The sequence below is a fragment of the Synechococcus sp. GFB01 genome (genome assembly GCF_001039265.1).
Taxonomy (GTDB): Bacteria; Cyanobacteriota; Cyanobacteriia; order PCC-6307; family Cyanobiaceae; genus NIES-981.
Genome location: NZ_LFEK01000046.1, coordinates 1 through 20745 on the forward strand (window position 1 = coordinate 1; position 20745 = coordinate 20745).

The following is a 20745-nucleotide window of genomic DNA, read 5'->3' on the forward strand; positions in this document are numbered from 1 at the left end:
GCGGCTGCAGCAGCAGGAGCGGGAGGCCCGCGATCTGCTGCGCGAGGCCCGTGGCGATGGCGCCATGGAGGAATTGGCCAGTGAGGAGCTCTCCAGGCTCGCCACGGCGATCGATGTTCTTCAGCGGCAGCTCACGCTGGCCCTGCTGCCCCGCGACCCACGGGATGAGCGCAGCGTGATGCTGGAGATCAGGGCCGGCGCAGGTGGCGATGAAGCCGCCATCTGGGCGGGTGACCTGGCCCGCATGTATGACCGCTATGCCCAGAGTGTGGGCTGGCGGGTGCAGCCGGTGAGTGCCTCGGAGGCGGAGCTGGGCGGCTACAAGGAGCTGATTCTCGCCATCCGCGGCGAGGGTGTGTACAGCCAGCTCAAGTTCGAGGCGGGGGTGCACCGTGTGCAGCGGGTGCCGGCCACCGAGAGCCAGGGCAGGGTGCACACCTCCACGGCCACGGTGGCCGTGATGCCCGAGGCCGATCCGGTGGAGGTGCAGATCGACCCCGGGGATCTGGAGATCAGCACGGCCCGCTCCGGCGGCGCCGGCGGCCAGAACGTGAACAAGGTGGAAACGGCGGTCGACCTGCTGCACAAACCCACCGGCATCCGGGTGTTCTGCACTCAGGAGCGATCCCAGCTGCAGAACCGCGAGCGGGCCCTGGAGATCCTGCGGGCCAAGCTCTACGAACGGGAGCTGGCTGCGGCCCAGGCCCAGGAGCGCTCGGCCCGACTCGCCCAAGTGGGCAGCGGTGACCGGAGCGAGAAGATCCGCACCTACAACTACAAGGACAACCGGGTGACCGATCACCGCCTGGGCCGCAACTTCTCGCTCGAACCGGTGCTCGATGGACAGCTGGCCGAGCTGATCGGAGCCTGCAACGCCGCCGATCAGAGCCGCCAGCTGGAGGAACTGGCCGCGAGCGCGGCCGGAGGCAGCTGAGCCATAGGCCGGCTGGAACGGCGGTTGTCCCCTACGGGCCGGCTCCCTGCCGGTCCGTCAGGCGGCCTGATCGAGCTCCGGCACAGCCTCCAGACCGATCACGTACTTGGCCCACTCCCGATTCCGGCCCGAGCGGATCTGGCGCGTGGCCTCGAAGCTCAGGCTGCTGATCGGCCGATGGGGCTTCCTGGACAGCGGCATGCCGGCCTCGCGAGGCGTGCGGTTGCCCTTGCGCACGTTGCAGGGCAGGCAGGCGGTGGTCACGTTGTCCCAGCTGTCGCTGCCACCGCGGCTGCGGGGGATCACATGATCCACTGAGAGCGGCTGGTCGGTGCAACCGCAGTACTGACAGCGGTGGCCATCGCGGTGGAACAGATTGCGACGGGTCAGCGGCATCTCCCGGTAGGGAACCCGCACGAACTGCCGCAGCCGGATCACGGTGGGAAGCAACGTATCCTCACGGATCTGACGGTCGGGATCATGCTCCAACCCCTCGGCCTTGCCCTTCAGCAACATCACCATGGCCCGTCGCCAGGTGGTGATGTTCAAGGGCTCATAGGACGCATTCAGAACCAGGACGTGGCCCATGCCAGACCCCGTGTTAACCGGCATGCTAAGTGGGATTCAGGGATGAATCCGTGACCCAGGCCACCAATCCTGGTCGGAGCCGCCCGGTCAGTCCGGCGGCGGAGCCTCTGCTGGAGGTGGGTCTGGAGCGTCACCGCGCCTGGGTCGAGGTGGACGCCGAGGCGATCCGGGCCAATGCCCGCAATCTGCTCCGCCATCTGGGCCCCGACTGCGCCCTGATGGCCGTGGTGAAGGCCGATGGCTACGGCCACGGTGCCGTGCCCGTGGCCCGCGCAGCCCTGGCCGGCGGAGCCAGCAGCCTCGGGGTGGCCACCCTGGGCGAAGGCATCCAGCTGCGCCAGGCCGGCATCCAGGCACCTGTGCTGGTTCTGGGCAATCTCAGCCAGAGCGAGGAGCTGCGGAACTGTCTGCGCTGGCAGCTGATGCCCACGGTGAGCGGCATGCGTGAGGCCCTGCTCTGCCAGAACCTGGCCAGCGGCACCGGCCGCAGCATGACGCTGCAGCTGAAGCTCGACACCGGCATGACGCGGCTTGGGCCGACTGGCAGGAGGGGCCTCGGCTGGTGGCCGCAATCACCGAGCTGGACGCCGTGCACCTGGCCGGGGTGTATTCCCATCTGGCCAGTGCCGACGCCGAGCCGGATTGCGACGATGGCTTCACCGCCTGCCAGCAGCGGCGTTTTGAGACGGTGCTCGAGAGCATCCGCCAGCAGCGGCTGCAGCCGGGCTGTCGCCACCTGGCCAATTCCGCGGGCACGCTGCGCGATCGCGGCCTTCACTACGACCAGGTGCGCGTCGGCCTGGCTCTCTATGGTCACAGCCCTGCCCCGCACCTCGCCGGCGGCGTCGAGCTGCTGCCCGCCCTGCGCCTGTACGCGCGGGTCAGCCTGATCCGGGAGGTTCCTGCCGGGGTGGGGGTGAGTTATGGCCACCGCTTCCGCACCGAGCGCCCCAGCCGCCTCGCCGTGCTGAGCATCGGCTACGCCGATGGTGTGCCGCGCTTGCTCTCGAATCAGCTGGAGGTGCTCTTCCGGGGCCAGCGCCTGCCCCAGGTGGGCGCCATCACCATGGACCAGCTGGTGCTCGATGCCACCGACTGCCCGGCCCTGGAGGTGGGCTCGGTGGTGACCCTGCTGGGCCGCGATGGCGACCAGGAGATCCAGCCTCAGGAATGGAGCGAGCGCTGCGGCACGATCCCCTGGGAAATCCTCTGCGGCTTCAAGCACCGCCTGCCGCGGCTGGGCACCGGCCCCGCCGCCGAAGCCTGATCGGTCGCACTGATAAGCTCACCAANCCACTGGAGAGGTGGCTGAGTGGTTGAAAGCGGCTCCCTGCTAAGGAGTTACAGGAGGCAACTTCTGTCGAGGGTTCGAATCCCTCCCTCTCCGTTGCCCAACTGACCGCCACCATCCGGTGGCGCTATTTCCCTCTGGCCGGTGCTCCAGAGCGGCCCAGGAGCCGACGGGCACAGCTTCAGGCCAGGCTGAGCCGTCTGGCGATCTCCGGCAGCAGAGCTGCATCGGTGGCACAGTCCTCCCCTTCCGAGAACACCACGAGCAGGAACGGCTGCTGCCCTTCAGACTCCACATAGGCGGCGTCATGCCGGGCCCGGCTCATCCAACCCGCCTTGCTCCACAAGCGGGTGCCGGCCGGCAGGCCCTCACCCAGAAAGCCGTCCACCTGGTTGTCGGGGTCGGCGGCCCGATCGGCAGCGTCGAGACTGCGTTCCAGCACAGCGCGCATGCGAGCCCCCGCCGGCGGCGAGATCAGCGCCGAGGCGATCACCGCCAGCAGCAGCCGGGCGGTGGCCTCCGTGCTGAGCCGGTTGCGGTTCTCCATCTGCTCGCCGTAGAAGAGCCGCTCCCGGCCATAGGGACCGTCCTCCCAGGTCTTCTGGCAGGCATTCACCCCCTCGAGCTCAGGCCAGGCCAGGCGGCTGAGCCACTGATTCACGAGCTGTCGCTGGCTCTGCCACAACGACCAGGCAGCCTGCGCAAGCTCAGGGCCGCTGGTGGTGCCGCTGAGCAGATCCACCACGAGCGAGGTGGCGTCATTGCTGGAGTGCTGGATCATGGCGGCCAGGGCGCGTCTGAGCTCAGGGCCGTCGGCCAGCAAGCCCTCCTGCAGCCAGGCCTCGGCGGCCACCAGATACACCAGCTTGACCACGCTGGCCGGGTAACGCTGACGAGCCCCGCCCCAGCTGGCGCCGGCCGCCGGGATCTGCCAGTACCGGCCGGGCTCCAGATCGGCCGCCACCCCCAGCTGGGAGGTCGTGAAGCGGACCCAGGTGATCGAGAGCTTCTGAGCCAGGCCCGGGCGGCCATCGAGCTCGAGCGCCCGCACCAGATCGGCCAGGGTCTGGTCCATGGCCGGATCGGGGCTGTAGAACGCCATCACTGCCGGCAACCTGTGTGGCGAGATTAGGCATGGCGCAAGGCTCCCTCCCACCTGGAACGCCCGCCGCCCTCGAGCTGCTGCTGCCTGGCAGCAGCTGGAGACTGGAGCGAAGCCTGGATCTGTTCAGCCGGCCGCGCGGCGATGGCCTGGCCACCCAGGCCGCTGCCGGGCGCCACCTGCTGGTGCTCACCGAGCGGCAGGCCGGGCGCCTCCGGGTGCGCCTGCTCGACGACGGCTACCCCGGCTGGGTGTCACCCGGCCAGCTTCTGGGCTCGGCCACGGCCGCCCCGCGTCCACGCCCTCTGCTGCTCGATCGCTCCACCATCACCCGACGCTTGAGCAGGTGCTGGCCTTCGCCGCAGCGGCCTTCGAGCAGCCCAATCACTATCTGTGGGGTGGCAGCCTCGGGCCCCACTTCGACTGCTCGGGCCTGGTGCAGACGGCCTATGCCAGTGCCGACATCTGGCTGCCCAGGGATGCTATCTCCAGGAGCGTTTCTGCCAGCCCGTGGCGGTGCGCCCCGGGCAGTACCAGCTGCTTCAGCCGGGCGATCTGATCTTCTTCGGCAACCCGCAGCGCTGCACCCACGTGGGGCTGCATCTGGGCCAGGGTCGCTATCTGCACAGTTCCGGTCGAGAGCACGGCCGCGATGGACTGGGCATCGATGACCTCAGCCCCCGCAACGATCACCCGGTGGCGAGCCACTACCGGCGCGAACTGCGCGGCGCCGGCCGGGTGATGCGTTGTCACGATGGCAGTCCGCTGCCGCCTAGGTTCAGCCGCAGCGAACGGGCGGAGATGGATCTCTCGGTGGTCGTGCCACTCTTCAACGAGGCGGAAAGCCTGCCGCTGCTGGTGGAGCAGCTGCTGGCGGCCTTGCGGCCCCTGGGCCGGAGCTTCGAGCTGGTGCTGGTCGACGACGGCTCGCGCGACGACACCGCCGTGGTGCTGGAGGGGCTGTGCGGCCGGGTGCCGGAACTGATGGCCGTGCTGCTGCGCCGCAACTACGGCCAGAGTGCCGCCATGGCAGCGGGCTTCGACGCCAGCCGTGGAGCGGTGATCATCACCCTCGACGGCGACCTTCAGAACGACCCGGCCGATATCCCCCTGCTGCTGGAACGCCTGGAGCAGGGCTACGACCTGGTGAGCGGCTGGCGCCATCAGCGGCAGGATGCCGCCGTGAGCCGCCTGCTCCCGAGTCGGATCGCCAACCGGCTGATCGCCCGTGTCACAGGCGTGCGCCTCCACGACTACGGCTGTTCGCTCAAGGCTTACCGCCGCGAGGTGGTCGAAGACCTGAATCTCTACGGCGAGCTGCATCGCTTCCTGCCGGCTCTGGCCTTCATCGAGGGGGCCCGGATCAGCGAGGTGAAGGTGCATCACCAGCCGCGCNTCGGCCCCTCGATGCGCACGCGGATACCGAGACGTCCGGGCGCAGCAATAATGATACATGCCGGTGATCATCACCCTCGACGGCGACCTTCAGAACGACCCGGCCGATATCCCCCTGCTGCTGGAACGCCTGGAGCAGGGCTACGACCTGGTGAGCGGCTGGCGCCATCAGCGGCAGGATGCCGCCGTGAGCCGCCTGCTCCCGAGTCGGATCGCCAACCGGCTGATCGCCCGTGTCACAGGCGTGCGCCTCCACGACTACGGCTGTTCGCTCAAGGCTTACCGCCGCGAGGTGGTCGAAGACCTGAATCTCTACGGCGAGCTGCATCGCTTCCTGCCGGCTCTGGCCTTCATCGAGGGGGCCCGGATCAGCGAGGTGAAGGTGCATCACCAGCCGCGCCGCTTCGGCCGCAGCAACTATGGGATCGATCGCACCTTCCGGGTGCTGATGGATCTGCTCACCGTGTGGTTCATGAAGCGGTTCCTCACCAGCCGATGCATGTGTTCGGCTTCGGCGGGCTGGTGGCGATGGGGCTGGGGCTTCTGATCACCCTCTGGCTGGTCGGCGAGAAACTGCTGCTGGGAATCGATATCGGCGATCGGCCCCTGCTGTTGCTGGCCATGATCTGCTGTCTGGCCGGGATCCAGCTGTTCTGCTTCGGCCTGCTCGCCGAGCTGCAGATGCGCACCTACCACGAGAGCCAGGGTCGACCGATCTACCGGGTGCGGGCCAGGTTGGGGCGAACCGGCTGAACGACGAGCTGCGCCGCGGCGGTGCGGCCGCGGAATCGGTCCATCGCCAGGCACGCCTCATGGCAGACGGCGGGATCCACATCCCGCAGACCGCGATGCAGCAGCGGCAGAGTGGAGCGGTCGCCCCACAGCCGGGCCTGCTGCATCGCCGCCAGGCGGTCATGACGGTCACCCGCCAGCTGGCCGCGCAACTGCTCGAGAAACTGGCGGCGCTGACGGACGTCACCACTCCGGGGCAGCTGCACGGGGGTGGAGCACTCCGGGGAGCGGTCTGCCGTCGCCTCCTGTTGCACCAGGGCGATCTGGGCGCGGTTCAGGGCAGCCACTGCGTGGGTATCGGTGGACTGCAGCAGGGCCGCCGGCCGTCGGCGCGAACTCCACCAGAGCAAGACGGCCAGCAGGGAAGCGCCGGCCGCCAGGAACGAACCGTTCATGGATTGAACTTTTATGTCGCCGCCTCAACGGCGCCAAGGCCGCTGAGTTGGTGCTTCTTACAGTACCGGCGCTTGCTATTGGCCCGCGCCATGACTGGAGATTTCGCCGCAGCCTGGATGCCCTCCGTGTTCGTGCCCCTTGTGGGAATTCTCGGGCCGGCCGTGGCCATGGCCCTGCTGTTCAACGTGATCGAAGCCAGCGACTGAGGGCGCTGCCGGCCTCCGCATCGCACCTCGTGTTCTGAATCTGTTTTCCTCCCCATGACCGTGACCCCCGTGGCCGACCCCTGTGTCGGCAATCTGGCCACCCCCGTCAACAGCAGCTACTTCACCAGGGCCTTCCTCAATGCCCTGCCGGCCTATCGCCCCTCCCTCTCACCCAACCGCCGCGGCCTTGAAGTGGGCATGGCGCACGGCTTCTTCCTCTACGGGCCCTTCGCCATCACCGGCCCGCTGCNNGNCACCGAATACGCCAGCACTGCCGGACTGCTGGNCGCGATCGGGCTGGTCTCGATCCTCACCGTCTGCCTGTCGATCTACGGCACCGCCGGCAGCGGTCCGAACGTGCAGCCGGCTGATGCCACCATCGACAATCCTCCTGCTGATCTGTTCACCAAGGCAGGCTGGGCGGAATTCGCGAGCGGCTTCTGGCTCGGCGGCTGCGGTGGCGCGGCCTTCGCCTGGTTCCTCTGCGGCACTGCTCTGGTAGGCCCCCTGGTGAAGATCGCCGGCGGCGTCTGGAGCGTCGGCTGAAGCCCACAACCTGCCTCCAGAACACCCAAGACAGAAGCCCCGCTCAGGCGGGGCTTTTTTCATGCGCTCCCTGGCGCTGACTGCGGCACCAGCGGGGCTCTGAGGGCGCAGAGGGTCGCGTCCACAACGCCGATGGGGATCACAGGGCTGGGTGATCAGAGTCCCGGCACCTTGCAGGATCTCTCGCTGCTGCAGGCGCATCATGCGAACAGTGGCGCTGCCGCGGCGGAGGTGCCAGGTGATGGCACGAAGGAAGGATCCGCTGTTGGATCAAGCGCGCGGGCGCAGGGCGCTCACCGTCGGCGCTGCTCGGGCGACAGGCGCGTCGATGGGATCCACTGGGCCTGGCGCTGTGGAGCTGATGCAGGCACCAGAGGATGAGCTCCTGGAGATCAGGGCCGTTGCCAGCTGCATCGATACCTAAGGCAGTGATCCAGGGGGTGAGTCCAGGAAACCCTGATCGCGGTTCATCGTCGTTGCGGTGTCGCGCGAGAAACGTCCGCCAGCATCAGTCCTGGAAGGTCGAGAGCTGCCAATAANAAAACCCCCGGCGTCTGCCGGGGGTGTGTCGTCCCTCGAGGGGTTCGGGATTTAGCCGAACTTGCCGGAGGTGGAGGCGATCAGGAAGGCGGCGTAGGTGAGGAAATAGNCCACGGTGAAGTGAGCCAGACCGACCACACGAGCCTGGACGATCGAGAGAGCCACGGGCTTGTCACGCCAGCCCACCAGATTGGCGAGCGGTGTGCGCTGGTGGGCCCACACGATCGTTTCGATCAGCTCCTGCCAGTAACCACGCCAGGAGATCAGGAACATGAAACCGGTTGCCCAGATCAGGTGCCCGAAGAGGAACATCCAGGCCCAGACGGCCAGGTTGTTGCTGCCGGCGGGGTTGTAGCCGTTGATCAGCTGGGAGCTGTTGAGCCACAGGTAATCGCGGAACCAGCCCATCAGGTAGGTGCTGGATTCGTTGAACTGGGCCACGTTGCCCTGCCAGATGGCGAGGTGCTTCCAGTGCCAGTAGAAGGTGAGCCAGCCCACGGTGTTCAGGGCCCAGAAGACAGCCAGGTAGAAGGCGTCCCAGGCGCTGATGTCACAGGTGCCGCCACGGCCGGGGCCGTCGCAGGGGAAGGAATAGCCGAAGTCCTTCTTGTCGGGCATCAGCTTCGAACCGCGGGCATCGAGGGCGCCCTTCACCAGGATCAGGGTGGTGGTGTGCAGACCCAGCGCAATGGCGTGGTGCACCAGGAAGTCACCAGGACCGATCTGGAGGAAGAGGCTGTTGTTGCCGGCGTTCAGACCCTCCAGCCAGCCGGGCAGCCAGACGGCGCCGGGGCCAGGAGCATTGCTCACCAGCTGTCGGGGTTCGACAGCAGCACGTTCATGCCATAGATCGCCTTGCCGGATGCGGCCTGGACGAACTGGGCGAAGACGGGCTCGACCAGGATCTGCTTCTCGGGGGTGCCGAAGGCCACCACCACGTCGTTGTGGACGTAGAGGCCCAGGGTGTGGAAACCAAGGAACAAGGAGACCCAGCTCAGGTGGCTGATGATCGCTTCCTTGTGCTCGAGCATCCGGGCCAACACGTTGTTCTTGTTGGCTTCGGGGTCGTAGTCACGGATGAAGAAGATCGCACCATGGGCGAAGGCACCGCACATCAGGAAGATGGCGATGTACTGGTGGTGGGTGTAAAGGGCAGCCTGCGTCGTGTAGTCCCTGGCGATGAACGCATAGGACGGCATCGAGTACATGTGCTGCGCCACCAGGCTGGTGACCACACCGAGACAGGCCAGAGCCAGACCCAGCTGGAAATGCAGCGAGTTGTTGACCGTGTCGTAGAGACCTTTGTGGCCGGCGCCCAGGTCACCAGGGGTGCCCTTGGGGGGGTTGTGGGCCTCGAGGATCTCGCGGATCGAGTGGCCGATACCGAAGTTGGTCCGGTACATGTGGCCGGCGATCACGAAGATCACGCCGATCGCCAGGTGGTGATGGGCGATGTCGGTGAGCCAAAGCGACTCGGTCTGGGGGTGGAAGCCTCCCAGGAAGGTGAGGATCGCCGTGCCGGCGCCTTCAGAGGTGCCGAACACCTGATAGGCGGTGTCAGGGTTCTGGGCATAGACGCCCCAGTTGCCGGTGAAGAACGGAGCCAGACCGGCGGGGTGCGGCATCACCGAGAGGAAGTTGTCCCAACCCACGTGCTGACCGCGGGACTCGGGGATGGCCACGTGAACCAGGTGACCGGTCCAGGCGATCGAGCTGAAACCGAACAGCACAGCCAGGTGGTGGTTGAGCCGGGATTCAGCGTTCTTGAACCAGGCCAGGGAAGGCCGGAACTTGGGCTGCAGGTGGAGCCAGCCGGCGAACAGAGCCCAGGCCGACAGGATCATCATGAAGATGGAACCCTGATACAGCTCGGCGTTGGTGCGCATGCCGATCGTGTACCACCAGTGGTACAGACCGGAATAGGCGATGTTCACCGGAGAGGAGGCGCCGGCCTGGGTGAAGGCCGCGATGGCGCCCTGGCCGAAGTGGGGATCCCAGATCGCGTGAGCGATGGGACGCACGTGCAGGGGATCGGCGACCCACTGCTCAAAGTTGCCCTGCCAGGCGATATGGAACAGGTTGCCCGAAACCCAGAGGCCGATGATGGCCAGGTGTCCGAAGTGGGTGGAGAACAGCTTCTGGTAAAGCCGCTCCTCGGTCATGCCGTCGTGGCTCTCGAAGTCGTGAGCCGTGGCGATGCCGTACCAGATCCGGCGGGTTGTCGGGTCCTGTGCCAGACCCTGGCTGAACGAAGGAAATTTCGTTGCCATTGGGAAAGGTCAGGAAAGGTCAGCCGACCGCAATGATGCGGGCCAGGAAGAACGACCAGGTGGTCGCGATGCCGCCCAACAGGTAGTGGGCGACACCCACGGCACGGCCCTGGGTGATGGACAGCGCGCGGGGCTGGATGGCCGGGGCCACCTTCAGCTTGTTGTGAGCCCAGACGATGGACTCGATCAGCTCCTGCCAGTAGCCGCGGCCGCTGAACAGGAACATCAGGCTGAAAGCCCAGATGAAGTGGGCACCCAGGAACATCAAGCCATAGGCACTGCTGCTGGAGCCGTAGCTGTTGATCACCTGTGCGGCCTGGGCCCACAGGAAATCACGCAGCCAGCCATTGATGGTGATGGCGCTCTGGGCGAAGTTGCCATTGGTGATGTGCGACACGCTGCCGTCGGCATTGACGGTGCCCCACACGTCGCTCTGCATCTTCCAGGAGAAGTGGAAGATCACGATCGACAGGGAGTTGTACATCCAGAACAGGCCGAGGAACACGTGGTCCCAGGCCGACACCTGGCAGGTACCGCCACGGCCGGGGCCGTCGCAGGGGAAGCGGAAGCCGAGATTCGCCTTGTCGGGAATCAAGCGGGAGCTGCGGGAATAGAGCACACCCTTCAGCAGAATCAGCACGGTCACGTGAATCGTGAACGCGTGGATGTGGTGGACCATGAAGTCCGCCGTGCCGAGGGGGATCGGAGCCGCAGCCACCTTGCCACCCACAGCCACCACGGCACCGTTGAACACTTCGCTCACACCGGCGAGGGCGTTGGGAGCGGTGGTGCCGGCGGCAGCGGCGTGCAGACCCTGGATCCACTGCGCGAAGACGGGCTTCAGGGCAATGGCGGAGTCGCTGAACATGTCCTGGGGACGGCCCAGGGCACGCATGGTGTCGTTGTGGATGTAGAGGCCGAAGCTGTGGAAGCCCAGCCAGATGCACACCCAGTTGAGGTGGCTGATCANGGCGTCGCGGGCCTTGAGCACCCGATCCAGCACGTTGTCGATGTGCTTGGCGGGGTCGTAGTCACGCACCATGGCGATGGCGGCGTGCGCGCCTGCACCCACGATCAGGAAGCCACCGATCCAGGTGTGGTGCGTGAACAGCGACAGCTGGGTTGGGTAGTGGATGCCGATGTAGGGATAGGGCGGCATCGCATACATGTGGTGGGCCACGATGATGCTCAGCGAGCCGAGCAGGGCCAGGTTCACGGCCAACTGGGCATGCCAGCTGGTGGTCATGAACTCGAACAGGCCGTTGTGACCATTGGGAGCGGGGAACAGCAGGGGATCCCCCTTCTGGCCCTCGAGAATCTCCTTGATGCTGTGACCGATACCCCAGTTGGTGCGGTACATGTGGCCAGCCACGATGAACAGCACCGCGATCGCCAGATGGTGATGGGCGATGTCGGTCATCCAGAGGCTGCCGGTGACTGGATTGAGCCCACCCTTGAAGGTGAGGAAATCGCTGTAGGCAGCCCAGTTGCCGGAGAAGAAGGCTGAGATGCCAGCTCCGAAGCCGGGGAACAGCTGGGTGAGCAGGTCCTGGTTCAGGAACTCATGCGGCAGGGGGATGTCGGCCACCGAAGCGATGGTCTTGCCGTTGAGCGCCAGCGGCTTGCCGGCGTCGATGGCATCCATCAACTGGGTGGTGGGCAGCGACACGTGCAGCAGGTGCCCGGTCCAGGAGAGCGAGCCCAGGCCCAGCAGACCAGCCAGGTGGTGGTTGAGCATCGACTCAACGTTCTGGAACCACTCGAGCTTGGGAGCTGCCTTGTGGTAATGGAAGACGCCGGCATTGAGCATCAGGCCGGCCATCACCAGGGCACCGATCGCGGTGGCGAGGAGCTGGGTTTCGCTGGTGTAGCCCCAAGCCCTCCACATGTGGAAGAGACCGGAGGTGATCTGAATGCCGTGGAAGCCGGCACCCACATCGCCATTGAGGATTTCCTGGCCGAAGATCGGCCAGACCACCTGCGCGGAAGGCTTCACGTGCAGGGGGTCGGCGAGCCAGCCGGTGTAGTTGGAGAAGCGGGCGCCGTGGAAGAAGGCACCGCTCAACCAGATGAAGATGACGGCCAGGTGGCCGAAGTGAGCCGAGAAGATCTTGCGAGAGACCTCTTCGAGGTCGCTCGTGTGGCTGTCGAAGTCGTGAGCATTGGCGTGGAGGTTCCAAATCCAGGTGGTGGTTTTGGGACCCTTGGCCAGGGTGCGGTCGAAATGTCCGGGCTTTTCGAAAGCTCGAACGTGGCCGGAACGGGGTTCCGGTCGACCATGGCCTTGGCCTTTTCCCCACGCTCTGGTGGGCTGATGGTCATCGAGACGTTCCTCGAGGGACGGGATCGAGGTGGAGGTCCACCCCTGTCGGCGGGTCGCTGGGGCCGCTGAGCAGCCGCATCGCCTCCACCGGTGGGCCCCATGCCGGCTTTCGCCGCCATGGGCACCAGCTGAAGCAGGCATCACGGAATCGCGAAACCCATTGCCGCAGCTGGAGCTTGGGGCCCCAGATAGGGGACCGCTGGCGGCACTATAGGGGTCGCATCCAATGGGTTCTGGGCCTCAGTTACAAAGGTTCAATCCCGGCGCTTCCCAGGCCAGGACTGGGCTCCGAGAGGCAGTAAGCTAGTCTTTCAATCATGTTTTTTGGCGGCTTTTCTTATACCACAGATCCGCCCGCCTTCGCGATCTCTTCTCTCTCCTGCCGTCTGCGCGGCGCCCAAAGGCTGCGACGGGGCCGCTCCGGAGCAGGCCAGCAGAATGCCACCAGTTCCATGCCGGATCCAGCCAGGGTGACCAGCCGCGACCAAGCCTCTGACCGGTGCCCGGAAGGTCGGCAAGCCAGCCGCTTTCGACGGTCGATCTGGTCGTCGGCCCTGGCGGGACTGCTGATCGTGTTGCTGCTGGGGTTGCAGGCGGGCTGCCAGCGCAGGCAGCCGGCAGCGCCGGTGCTCCAGGCCACGGCCCCGTCGGGCCCCCTTCAGGAGGTGGCGCMMCGGCCGGGGTGCAGCAGCTGGCGGCCGCACTGGCGGAACACAGCCCCCAGCTGCGGATCACGGCACCCGCCGACGGAGCCACGCTCGCGGATGGCCCCTGGAGTCTGCAGCTGTCGTTGCGCGACTGGCCCCTGACCGACGGCGGCGAGCTCGGACTCGGCGCTCATGTGGTGGTGCAGGTCGATGATCAGGCGCCGCAGCGGGTCACACGACCCGGCTCCGGTGATGGCGATGCGCTGGCGGTGGAAATGCCGCCACTCAGCCCCGGCAGCCACCGGATCACCGCCTATGCGGCCCGCCCATGGGGCGAGGTGGTGAAGGACCCGCGTGCCTTCAGCCAGATCCGCCTGCAGCGGGTGGCCCCCACGCCCCTGCGGGTGCCGGCGGGGGGAACGCCCCAGCTGATCGCCGTGAGTCCCGGGCCGGAACCTCGCAGCGAGCCGGTGCTGCTCGACTGGCTGCTGATCGATGCCCCGCTGCAGGGTCTGCGTGAGGGTGACGCCAGCTGGCGCTTGCGGGTCACCGTCAACGGCGACAGTTTTCTGGTGGACCAGAACGCGCCGCTGTGGCTGCGGGGCTGGCGTCAGGGCAGCAACAGTCTCCAGCTGGATCTGGTGGATGGGCTGGGGGAGCCGCTCAACCCTCCCTTCAACAGCCTGGTCTCGGAAGTGGTGGTCAGCCCCGCGGCCCCGAGGCCCGTGTGGCTGACCGACCGCATCGAACCCGACAGCCTGGCTCGCCTGCTGGGGCGGCAGTCTGAGACCCCCGTGCCCCCGATGCCGGGCCAGCCCGATCCGGCAGCCGGGCCCGCATCGCCTGGGCTCGCCGAAGCCGAAGCGCCGGTCGAACCGTCATCAGAACCCCAGCCCAGCGCCCCGACCGAACCGGAAAGCGGGAACGGGTCAGAGCAGCCGGCCGAGCCCGAAACCACCCCCTCGACCGAGCCCCCCTCCGTGTCCAACCCCGATGGCGCACCCGATGACGCTGCCGCCCCGGCAGCGTCGCCGCTGGCCGACCCCGGCGACGCGGATCGGGGCACACCCAACACGGCGCCGCCCCCAGAAGCGATCACGGCCGCACCCCCGCTCTCCGCCGATGCCGAGCGCATCGCTCCCAACAGCAGCCTCTCCGGCTCGGCCCGCGACCAGGTGCGCGACGACGGCTCCCTGATCCAGCCGAAGGCGAAGGGACCGCTGGCCGGCCTGCGGGAGCGCCTGGGATCATGAGCCAGACCATCGAGGTGTGGGGTCTGGGCTTCAGCCCGCAGGCCGAAGTGCCACTGCGGCAACTGCAGCAGGCCCGTGTGATCGATGCGCTGGTGCTGCCGGGCGCCGAGCCCTCCGCACCCGCGGTGCTGGCCGACGCCTGGCCGACGGCGCGGGCCTTTGTGGTGGTGGGGGCCTGCGGCCTGATCACCCGCCTGATCGCACCGCTGCTGGCCCACAAGGACACCGATCCGGCAGTGGTGGTGATCGATCCGGCCGGCCGCTTCGCCATCCCCCTGCTGGGCGGTCACCGCGGCGGGGCCGAACAGCTCAGTCAGGAGGTGGCGGCGCTGCTCGGCGGCCAGGCCGTGCTCACGGGCAGCAGCGGCGCCAGCGGACGCCTGGCGCTCGACAGCTTCGGCAGGCGGCTGGGGCTGGCGCCGCGGCGGCGGCGGCGACTGGAGTGCCCTGATGCAGCGGGCCGGTCGGCAGGGCGGTCGGATCCGGGTGGCCCAGAGCGCCGGCAGCCGACGCTGGCGGGAGCTTCCCGCCGCCGCGGGCGTGGTGGACGCACCAGCCGATCAGGCCGACCTGCTGATCAGCGCCCACAGCGGGCCCGGCTGCCGCTGGCATCCCCCCTGCCTGTGGCTCGGCATGGGCTGCGAACGCGGCACCAGCCTGAGCCTGCTGGAGCGCCTCGTGGATGTCCAGCTCGCCAGCGCCGGACTGGCCCCCGAAGCCGTGGCCGGCCTGGCCAGCATCGATCGCAAGGGCGATGAGCCGGCTCTCCTGGAGCTGGCGGCGAAGCGCCAGTGGCCGCTGCAGCTGTTCGCGGCCCCTCAGCTGAGCGCCGTGGCGGTGCCCAACCCGTCCGAGGCGGTGGCCCGTGAGATGGGCACCGCCAGCGTGGCCGAGGCGTCAGCGCTGCTCGCCGCCGGCAGCGACGGCGATCTGCTGCTGGCCAAGACCGTGGCCCGCGCCGGCGCCGGAGAGCAGGGGGCGGTCACCCTGGCGATCGCCCGCTGCCCCGAGCAATGGGCACCGGGCCAGGGCCAGCTGCATCTGGTGGGCAGCGGGCCGGGCCGGCTGGATCTGCTCACCCCGGCGGCACGGCGGGCGCTGGCGGAGTCGAGCGTGTGGGTGGGCTATGGCCTCTATCTCGATCTGCTCGAGCCCCTGCGCCAACCGGATCAGCTGCGCTGCGACGGGCAGCTCACCGAGGAGCGTCAGCGCTGCGCCCTCGCCTGGAGCTGGCCAGCCAGGGCGTCCGGGTGGCACTGGTCTCGTCGGGTGACAGCGGCATCGTACGGCATGGCCGGCCTTGCGCTGGAGCTCTGGCTGGCCGTCGACGCCGATCAGCGTCCGGCCTTTGCGGTGCACCCAGGCATCTCGGCGGTGCAGCTGGCGGCGGCGCGGGCCGGGGCCCCGCTGATGCACGATTTCTGCACGATCAGCCTGAGCGATCGGCTCACCCCCTGGCCGGTGATCGAGCGGCGGCTTGAGGCTGCCGCGGCCGGCGATTTCGTGGTGGCGCTCTACAACCCGCGCTCCCGCGGACGCGACTGGCAGCTGCAGCGGGCCTGCGCCATCCTCCTCGGCCACCGCCCCGCCAGCACGCCGGTGCTGCTGGCACGCCAGCTGGGCCGGCCTGACGAGCAAGTGGAGCGGCATCAGTTGGGCGACCTGCCGATCGAACAGGTCGACATGCTCACGCTGGTCCTGGTGGGGAACAGCACCACCCGCAGCCAGGACGGCTGGATGGTGACCCCGAGGGGCTACCCCGGAGCGGCGCTGGTCTAGGTCGGGTCGACCTCAAGAGTCGGGATGACAGGATTCGAACCTGCGGCCCCTTCGTCCCGAACGAAGTGCGCTACCAAGCTGCGCTACATCCCGATGGATCGAGCTTAGGGGATGGCCGGGGCCCGATCGGGGTCTTCTCGGCGTCTTCCTACAGTCGTGGTTCCGCCGCGCCGCCGCTGTTGATCGCCCCCACCAAGCCGGAGTGGCTCCGGGTGAAGGCCCCCCAGCGCGAGCGCATCGGTGCGGTGGCAGACCTGCTGGTCGACCTCAGGCTCAACACGGTGTGCCAGGAGGCCAGCTGCCCCAACATCGGCGAATGCTTCGCCGGGGGCACCGCCACCTTCCTGATCATGGGACCGGGCTGCACCCGCGCCTGCCCCTACTGCGACATCGACTTCGACAAGAGCGTGCGGGGGCTGGATCCCACCGAGCCGGAGCGGCTGGGGGAAGCCGTGCAGCGGCTCGGCCTGAGCCACGTGGTGATCACCTCGGTGAATCGCGACGATCTCGCCGATGGCGGCGCCAGCCAGTTCGTGGCCTGCATCGAGGCGGTGCGGCGCCGCTCGCCGGGCACCACCATCGAGCTGCTGATTCCGGATTTCTGCGGCAACTGGGAGGCACTGGCCACGGTGATGGCCGCTGCCCCGCAGGTGCTCAACCACAACATCGAAACGGTGCCGCGGCTGTACAGAACAGCCCGGCCCCAGGGCCGCTACGACCGCTCCCTGGAGCTGCTCCTGCGTGTGCACGAGGGCTGGCCACGCACCTATACCAAATCCGGCCTGATGGTGGGCCTGGGCGAACGCGACTCCGAGGTGTTCGAGGTCATGGCCGACCTTCGCCGCCACGCCGTGGACATCATGACCATCGGCCAGTACCTCTCCCCCGGGCCGAAGCACCTGGCCGTGGATCGCTTCGTGACACCGGAGCAGTTCGAGGCGTACCGCCACCACGGCGAAGCGGACCTGGGCTTCCTGCAGGTGGTGAGCAGCCCGCTCACCCGCAGCAGTTACCACGCCGGCGAGGTGCGGCGGCTGATGCGGGAGTTTCCGCGCTAACCACTGCGGAGCGAACGGAGCGGTGAGCCAACGGGACGGTGGGGCCTCAGGCCACCACCGCCTCCCGCTCCGCCAATCCCATGGCCGCCTTCTCACTGGGTGGCACCAGCAGCCGGAAGCTGGTCTTCCAGCGGCTCCAGTCGGCCAGGATCGCGGCGGCCTTGCTGCTGCCGGTGGCCTCCAGATGCGCCGCCAGCAGCGGCTTGAGCAGAGCCTCCTGCTCCGAGGTGGTGAGCTCGGTGATGGCCACGATCTCGCGATTCACCCGCTCGGCCAGCAGTCCATCCTCATCGAGGATGAAGGCCACCCCCCCGGTCATCCCGGCAGCGATGTTGCGGCCGGTGCTGCCAAGCACCACCACCACGCCCCCGGTCATGTATTCGCAGCAGTGATCACCGGCACCCTCCACCACGGTTCGGGCACCGCTGTTGCGCACGCCGAACCGCTCACCGGCCCTGCCCAGGGCGAACAGCTCGCCCCCGGTGGCCCCGTAGAGACAGGTGTTGCCCAGAATCACCTGGCTGCCGGGATCATGGCCACCAGGCGGAGGTACCACGGTGATGCGGCCGCCATTGATGCCCTTGCCCACATAGTCGTTGGCCTCTCCCACCAGGCGCAGGTTCATTCCCTGGAGCAGGAAGGCGCCGAAGCTCTGACCGGCCGCCCCCTCGAAGGTGAGATCGAGCTGACCGGCAAAGCCGGTGTTGCCATGGCGGGCGGCGATCTCACCGGCCAGCCGTGCCCCGACGCTCCGATCGGTGTTCACGATCGGGATCGTGCGGGCGACCCGGCCATGGTGATCGATGGCGGACAGCACCTCGGCATCGGCCAGCAGCCGGTCTTCCAGGATCGGGCCATTGCCGTGGGCGGCGGCGGCGTGCTGGAGCCAGCCCCGGTCGGCCGCCGCCGGGATCGGCTCGAGCAGACAGGAGAGATCGAGGGCCTGGGTCTTGGCCAGTGTCACGGCGCGGGGACGCAGCAGCTCGCTGCGACCGATCAGATCCTCCAGGCGGGCCACGCCGAGCACGCTGAGCAGCTGGCGCACCTCCTCGGCCACGAACAGAAAGAAATTGACCACATGTTCCGGCAGGCCGGTGAAGCGCTGGCGCAGCGCTTCCTTCTGGGTCGCCACCCCGACCGGGCAGTTGTTGGTGTGGCAGACGCGCGCCATGATGCAGCCCTCGGCGATCATGGCGATCGAGCCGAAGCCGAACTCCTCGGCGCCCAGCAGGGCGGCGATGACGACGTCCCAGCCGGTCTTGAGGCCGCCGTCGGCGCGCAGCAGCACGCGATCGCGCAGGCCGTTCTCGAGCAGGGACCGATGCACCTCGGTAAGACCCAGCTCCCAGGGGCTGCCGGCGTGCTTGATCGAGCTCAGCGGGGAGGCGCCGGTGCCACCGTCATGGCCGGAGATCTGGATCACATCGGCATTGGCCTTGGCCACCCCGGCGGCGATGGTGCCGATGCCGATCTCGGCCACCAGCTTCACGCTCACCTTGGCGGCGGGGTGAACCTGGTGCAGGTCGTGAATCAGCTGGGCCAGATCCTCGATCGAATAGATGTCGTGGTGGGGCGGCGGTGAGATCAGCGCCACGCCGGGCTTGCTGTTGCGGAGCCAGGCGATGTAGGGATCGACCTTGGGTCCCGGCAGCTGGCCGCCCTCGCCGGGCTTGGCGCCCTGGGCCACCTTGATCTCGAGCTGCTGTCCGCTGCGCAGGTATTCGGGGGTCACGCCGAAACGACCGGAGGCGACCTGCTTGATCGCCGAGCAGGCCGTGTCTCCGTTGCGCAGACCACGGATCGTGGGCAGGGTGGCCGAGCGCCCCTCGCCGTCCACATCGTCGAGCACGTGGAACCGGGCCGGATCCTCGCCGCCCTCGCCGCTGTTGCTCTTGCCCCCGATGCGGTTCATGGCGATGGCCAGCACCTCGTGGGCTTCGCGGGAAAGCGCCCCGAGGCTCATGCCGCCGGTGCAGAAACGGCGGCAGATGCTCTCCACGCTCTCCACCTGATCGAGCGGCAGGGGCACCGGGGCGGGGGTCAGCTCCAGCAGGTCGCGCAGAGCCGTGACCGGCCGGTTCTCCAGGAGGGTCTTGTAGGTGGCGAAGTGGTCATAGCCAGGTCCGGCCTCGACCGCCGCGTGCAGAGCCTTGGCCATCTCCGGGCTGTTGAGGTGGTACTCGCCACCGGTGCGGTACTGCACGAAGCCCATGAACTCGAGCTTGCTGCGGTTGAGCTCGGGGAAGGCCTTGATGTGGAAGCTGAGGGTTTCGCTGGCCAGTTCGGCCAGGCTGAGGCCCGCCACCCGGCTGGTGGTGCCACAGAAGGCCAGAGCGATCAGATCGGCACCGATGCCGATCGCCTCGAAGATCTGCGCGCCGTGGTAGCTGGCCAGCAGGGAGATGCCGATCTTCGAGAGGATCTTGCGCAGCCCGTCTTCGAGGGCCTGGCGCACGTTGGCCTGCACCTGATCGGGCGTGAGGGCGGGGAGCTTGCCCCGCTCGATGTTGGTCTGCACCTTCGGCTGGGCCAGCCAGTGGCGTGCGGTCTCCCAGGTGAGCCAGGGGCAGACGGCGCTGGCGCCGAAACCGATCAGACAGGCCAGATGATGGGTGCTCCAGCACTGGGCCGTGTCCACCACCAGGGAGGCCTGAAGGCGCAGCCCCAGGTTGAGCAGGTGATGATGCACGGCCCCCACGGCCAGCAGCGGGGGCAGATAGGTGGTGGTGGCATTGATGCCGCGGTGCTGTCCGTCGAGATCGGCGCGATCGGAGAGCACGAGGATCTGACTGCCACCGCGCACGGCGGCCTCTGCCTCGGAGCGCAGCCGCTCCAGGGCAGCAGCGAAGGAGGCCGGACCATCATGGATCGGCACCAGGGTGGAGAGCGTGGTGGTCGCCAGCCCCTGATGGGCCAGGGCCTCCAGCTCGGCGTCGTTGAGGATCGGGCTGCTGAGATGCAGCATGGCCGCCGCGGCGGGCTCGGGCCGCAGAGCCGACCCCCGCCTGCCGAGATGCATCTCGAGGCTCATCACCAGCTTCTCCCGCAGCGGATCGATCGGCGGGTTGGTGACTTGGGCGAAGCGCTGCTTGAAGTAGTCGTAAAGCAGGTGGGGCTTACCGGAGAGCACCGCCAGGGGGATGTCGTCGCCCATGCAGTAGGTGGGCTCCTTGCCGGCGCCGGCCATGTCCTCGATCACCAGATCGAAGTCTTCAGCGGTGAAACCGAAGGCCGTCTGCAGCTGCAGCAGCTCCAGATCGGCCAGCTGGCGCTCCTGGGTCCAGGGCGGGGGGGGCAGGCTGCGGCGGTGCTCGGCCAGCCAGGCGCCGTAGGGGTGGCGCGAGGCCACCTCCTGCTTCACCTCCCAGTTGTGCAGCAGGCGGCCGTTCTCCAGATCCACGGCCAGCATCTGACCCGGACCGAGACGCCCCTTCTCGATGATGCGGCTCTCCTCCAGCTCGGCCACACCGGTCTCCGAGCCCATCACCACGAAGCCATCGCTGGTGATGCAGTAGCGAGCCGGGCGCAGGCCGTTGCGATCGAGGGTGGCGCCGACGCTGCGGCCATCGGCGAACACCAGCAGGGCCGGACCGTCCCAGGGCTCCTGGGTGCAGGCCGAATACTC

The 20745-nt window shown here is 67.9% G+C and carries 11 protein-coding genes, 2 tRNA genes and 6 pseudogenes; 12 read left to right on the forward strand and 7 right to left on the reverse strand.

Going from position 1 to position 20745, the window contains the following annotated elements; translation table 11 throughout:
- The coding region (gene prfA, locus SYNGFB01_RS07080; protein ID WP_048017504.1) for a peptide chain release factor 1 at positions 1-934 on the forward strand (934 nt) is incomplete at its 5' end.
- Between the two features lie 57 nt (positions 935-991).
- Here the strand turns inward: prfA and SYNGFB01_RS07085 are convergent.
- The gene (locus tag SYNGFB01_RS07085) at positions 992-1522 is read right to left on the reverse strand and encodes an HNH endonuclease (protein ID WP_048017505.1); all 531 of its coding nucleotides are present in this window, start codon (positions 1520-1522) and stop codon (positions 992-994) included.
- A 107-nt stretch (positions 1523-1629) separates the two neighbouring features.
- On the opposite strand from SYNGFB01_RS07085, the pseudogene alr reads away from it, so the two are divergent.
- Together alr and SYNGFB01_RS07095 are read left to right on the forward strand one after the other, a co-directional pair.
- A pseudogene (gene alr, locus SYNGFB01_RS07090) lies at positions 1630-2789 on the forward strand (alanine racemase).
- Positions 2790-2820: 31 nt separating this feature from the next.
- Positions 2821-2909: transfer RNA gene (locus SYNGFB01_RS07095), tRNA-Ser, on the forward strand.
- 85 nt (positions 2910-2994) lie between these two features.
- Here the strand turns inward: SYNGFB01_RS07095 and SYNGFB01_RS07100 are convergent.
- On the reverse strand, positions 2995-3915 hold the full coding sequence (locus SYNGFB01_RS07100; protein WP_048017506.1) for a serine hydrolase: 921 nt from the start codon (positions 3913-3915) through the stop codon (positions 2995-2997).
- A 32-nt stretch (positions 3916-3947) separates the two neighbouring features.
- Between SYNGFB01_RS07100 and SYNGFB01_RS13735 the strand changes: the two are divergent.
- The 3 pseudogenes from SYNGFB01_RS13735 to SYNGFB01_RS07110 form a co-directional block, all read left to right on the forward strand.
- A pseudogene (locus SYNGFB01_RS13735) lies at positions 3948-4686 on the forward strand (NlpC/P60 family protein); the annotation flags it as partial.
- Between the two features lie 30 nt (positions 4687-4716).
- Positions 4717-5310 (forward strand): annotated as a pseudogene (locus SYNGFB01_RS07105) (glycosyltransferase family 2 protein); the annotation flags it as partial.
- A 64-nt stretch (positions 5311-5374) separates the two neighbouring features.
- A pseudogene (locus SYNGFB01_RS07110) lies at positions 5375-6063 on the forward strand (glycosyltransferase); the annotation flags it as partial.
- Here the strand turns inward: SYNGFB01_RS07110 and SYNGFB01_RS07115 are convergent.
- Positions 6027-6497, reverse strand: a complete 471-nt coding sequence (locus SYNGFB01_RS07115; protein WP_048017507.1) for a hypothetical protein — start codon at positions 6495-6497, stop codon at positions 6027-6029. The pseudogene SYNGFB01_RS07110 and the gene SYNGFB01_RS07115 sit on opposite strands and share 37 nt — an antisense overlap.
- 90 nt (positions 6498-6587) lie before the next feature.
- Here SYNGFB01_RS07115 and SYNGFB01_RS07120 point away from each other — a divergent pair, with 90 nt between their 5' ends.
- On the forward strand, positions 6588-6704 hold the full coding sequence (locus SYNGFB01_RS07120; protein ID WP_048017513.1) for a photosystem I reaction center subunit VIII: 117 nt from the start codon (positions 6588-6590) through the stop codon (positions 6702-6704).
- 54 nt (positions 6705-6758) lie between these two features.
- Positions 6759-7250 (forward strand): photosystem I reaction center subunit XI, encoded by a 492-nt coding sequence (locus SYNGFB01_RS07125; protein WP_048017508.1) that lies wholly within the window; start codon positions 6759-6761, stop codon positions 7248-7250.
- A gap of 591 nt (positions 7251-7841) precedes the next feature.
- Here the strand turns inward: SYNGFB01_RS07125 and psaB are convergent.
- Positions 7842-10060 (reverse strand): annotated as a pseudogene (gene psaB / locus SYNGFB01_RS07135) (photosystem I core protein PsaB).
- A gap of 19 nt (positions 10061-10079) precedes the next feature.
- Positions 10080-12382: pseudogene (gene psaA, locus SYNGFB01_RS07140) on the reverse strand (photosystem I core protein PsaA).
- Positions 12383-13065: 683 nt separating this feature from the next.
- Between psaA and SYNGFB01_RS07145 the strand changes: the two are divergent.
- Genes SYNGFB01_RS07145 through SYNGFB01_RS15390 form a run of 3 tightly spaced genes read left to right on the forward strand, consistent with a single transcriptional unit; the run spans position 13066 to position 16062 of the window.
- The gene (locus tag SYNGFB01_RS07145; RefSeq protein WP_053068379.1) at positions 13066-14283 is read left to right on the forward strand and encodes a hypothetical protein; all 1218 of its coding nucleotides are present in this window, start codon (positions 13066-13068) and stop codon (positions 14281-14283) included.
- Positions 14280-15041 (forward strand): hypothetical protein, encoded by a 762-nt coding sequence (locus SYNGFB01_RS15385; protein ID WP_235299980.1) that lies wholly within the window; start codon positions 14280-14282, stop codon positions 15039-15041. The genes SYNGFB01_RS07145 and SYNGFB01_RS15385 overlap by 4 nt, the downstream gene beginning before the upstream one ends.
- Positions 14962-16062 (forward strand): cobalamin biosynthesis protein, encoded by a 1101-nt coding sequence (locus tag SYNGFB01_RS15390; RefSeq protein ID WP_235299981.1) that lies wholly within the window; start codon positions 14962-14964, stop codon positions 16060-16062. The genes SYNGFB01_RS15385 and SYNGFB01_RS15390 overlap by 80 nt, the downstream gene beginning before the upstream one ends.
- 19 nt (positions 16063-16081) lie before the next feature.
- On the opposite strand, the gene SYNGFB01_RS07155 is transcribed toward SYNGFB01_RS15390, so the two are convergent.
- A tRNA-Pro gene (locus SYNGFB01_RS07155) sits at positions 16082-16155 on the reverse strand.
- An 89-nt stretch (positions 16156-16244) separates the two neighbouring features.
- Between SYNGFB01_RS07155 and lipA the strand changes: the two genes are divergently transcribed.
- Positions 16245-17120, forward strand: coding sequence for a lipoyl synthase (gene lipA / locus SYNGFB01_RS07160; protein ID WP_369795507.1), 876 nt, complete (start codon positions 16245-16247; stop codon positions 17118-17120).
- A 46-nt stretch (positions 17121-17166) separates the two neighbouring features.
- On the opposite strand, the gene gltB is transcribed toward lipA, so the two are convergent.
- Positions 17167-20745: glutamate synthase large subunit (gene gltB, locus SYNGFB01_RS07165; RefSeq protein ID WP_048017511.1), on the reverse strand; the 3579-nt coding region annotated here is incomplete at its 5' end.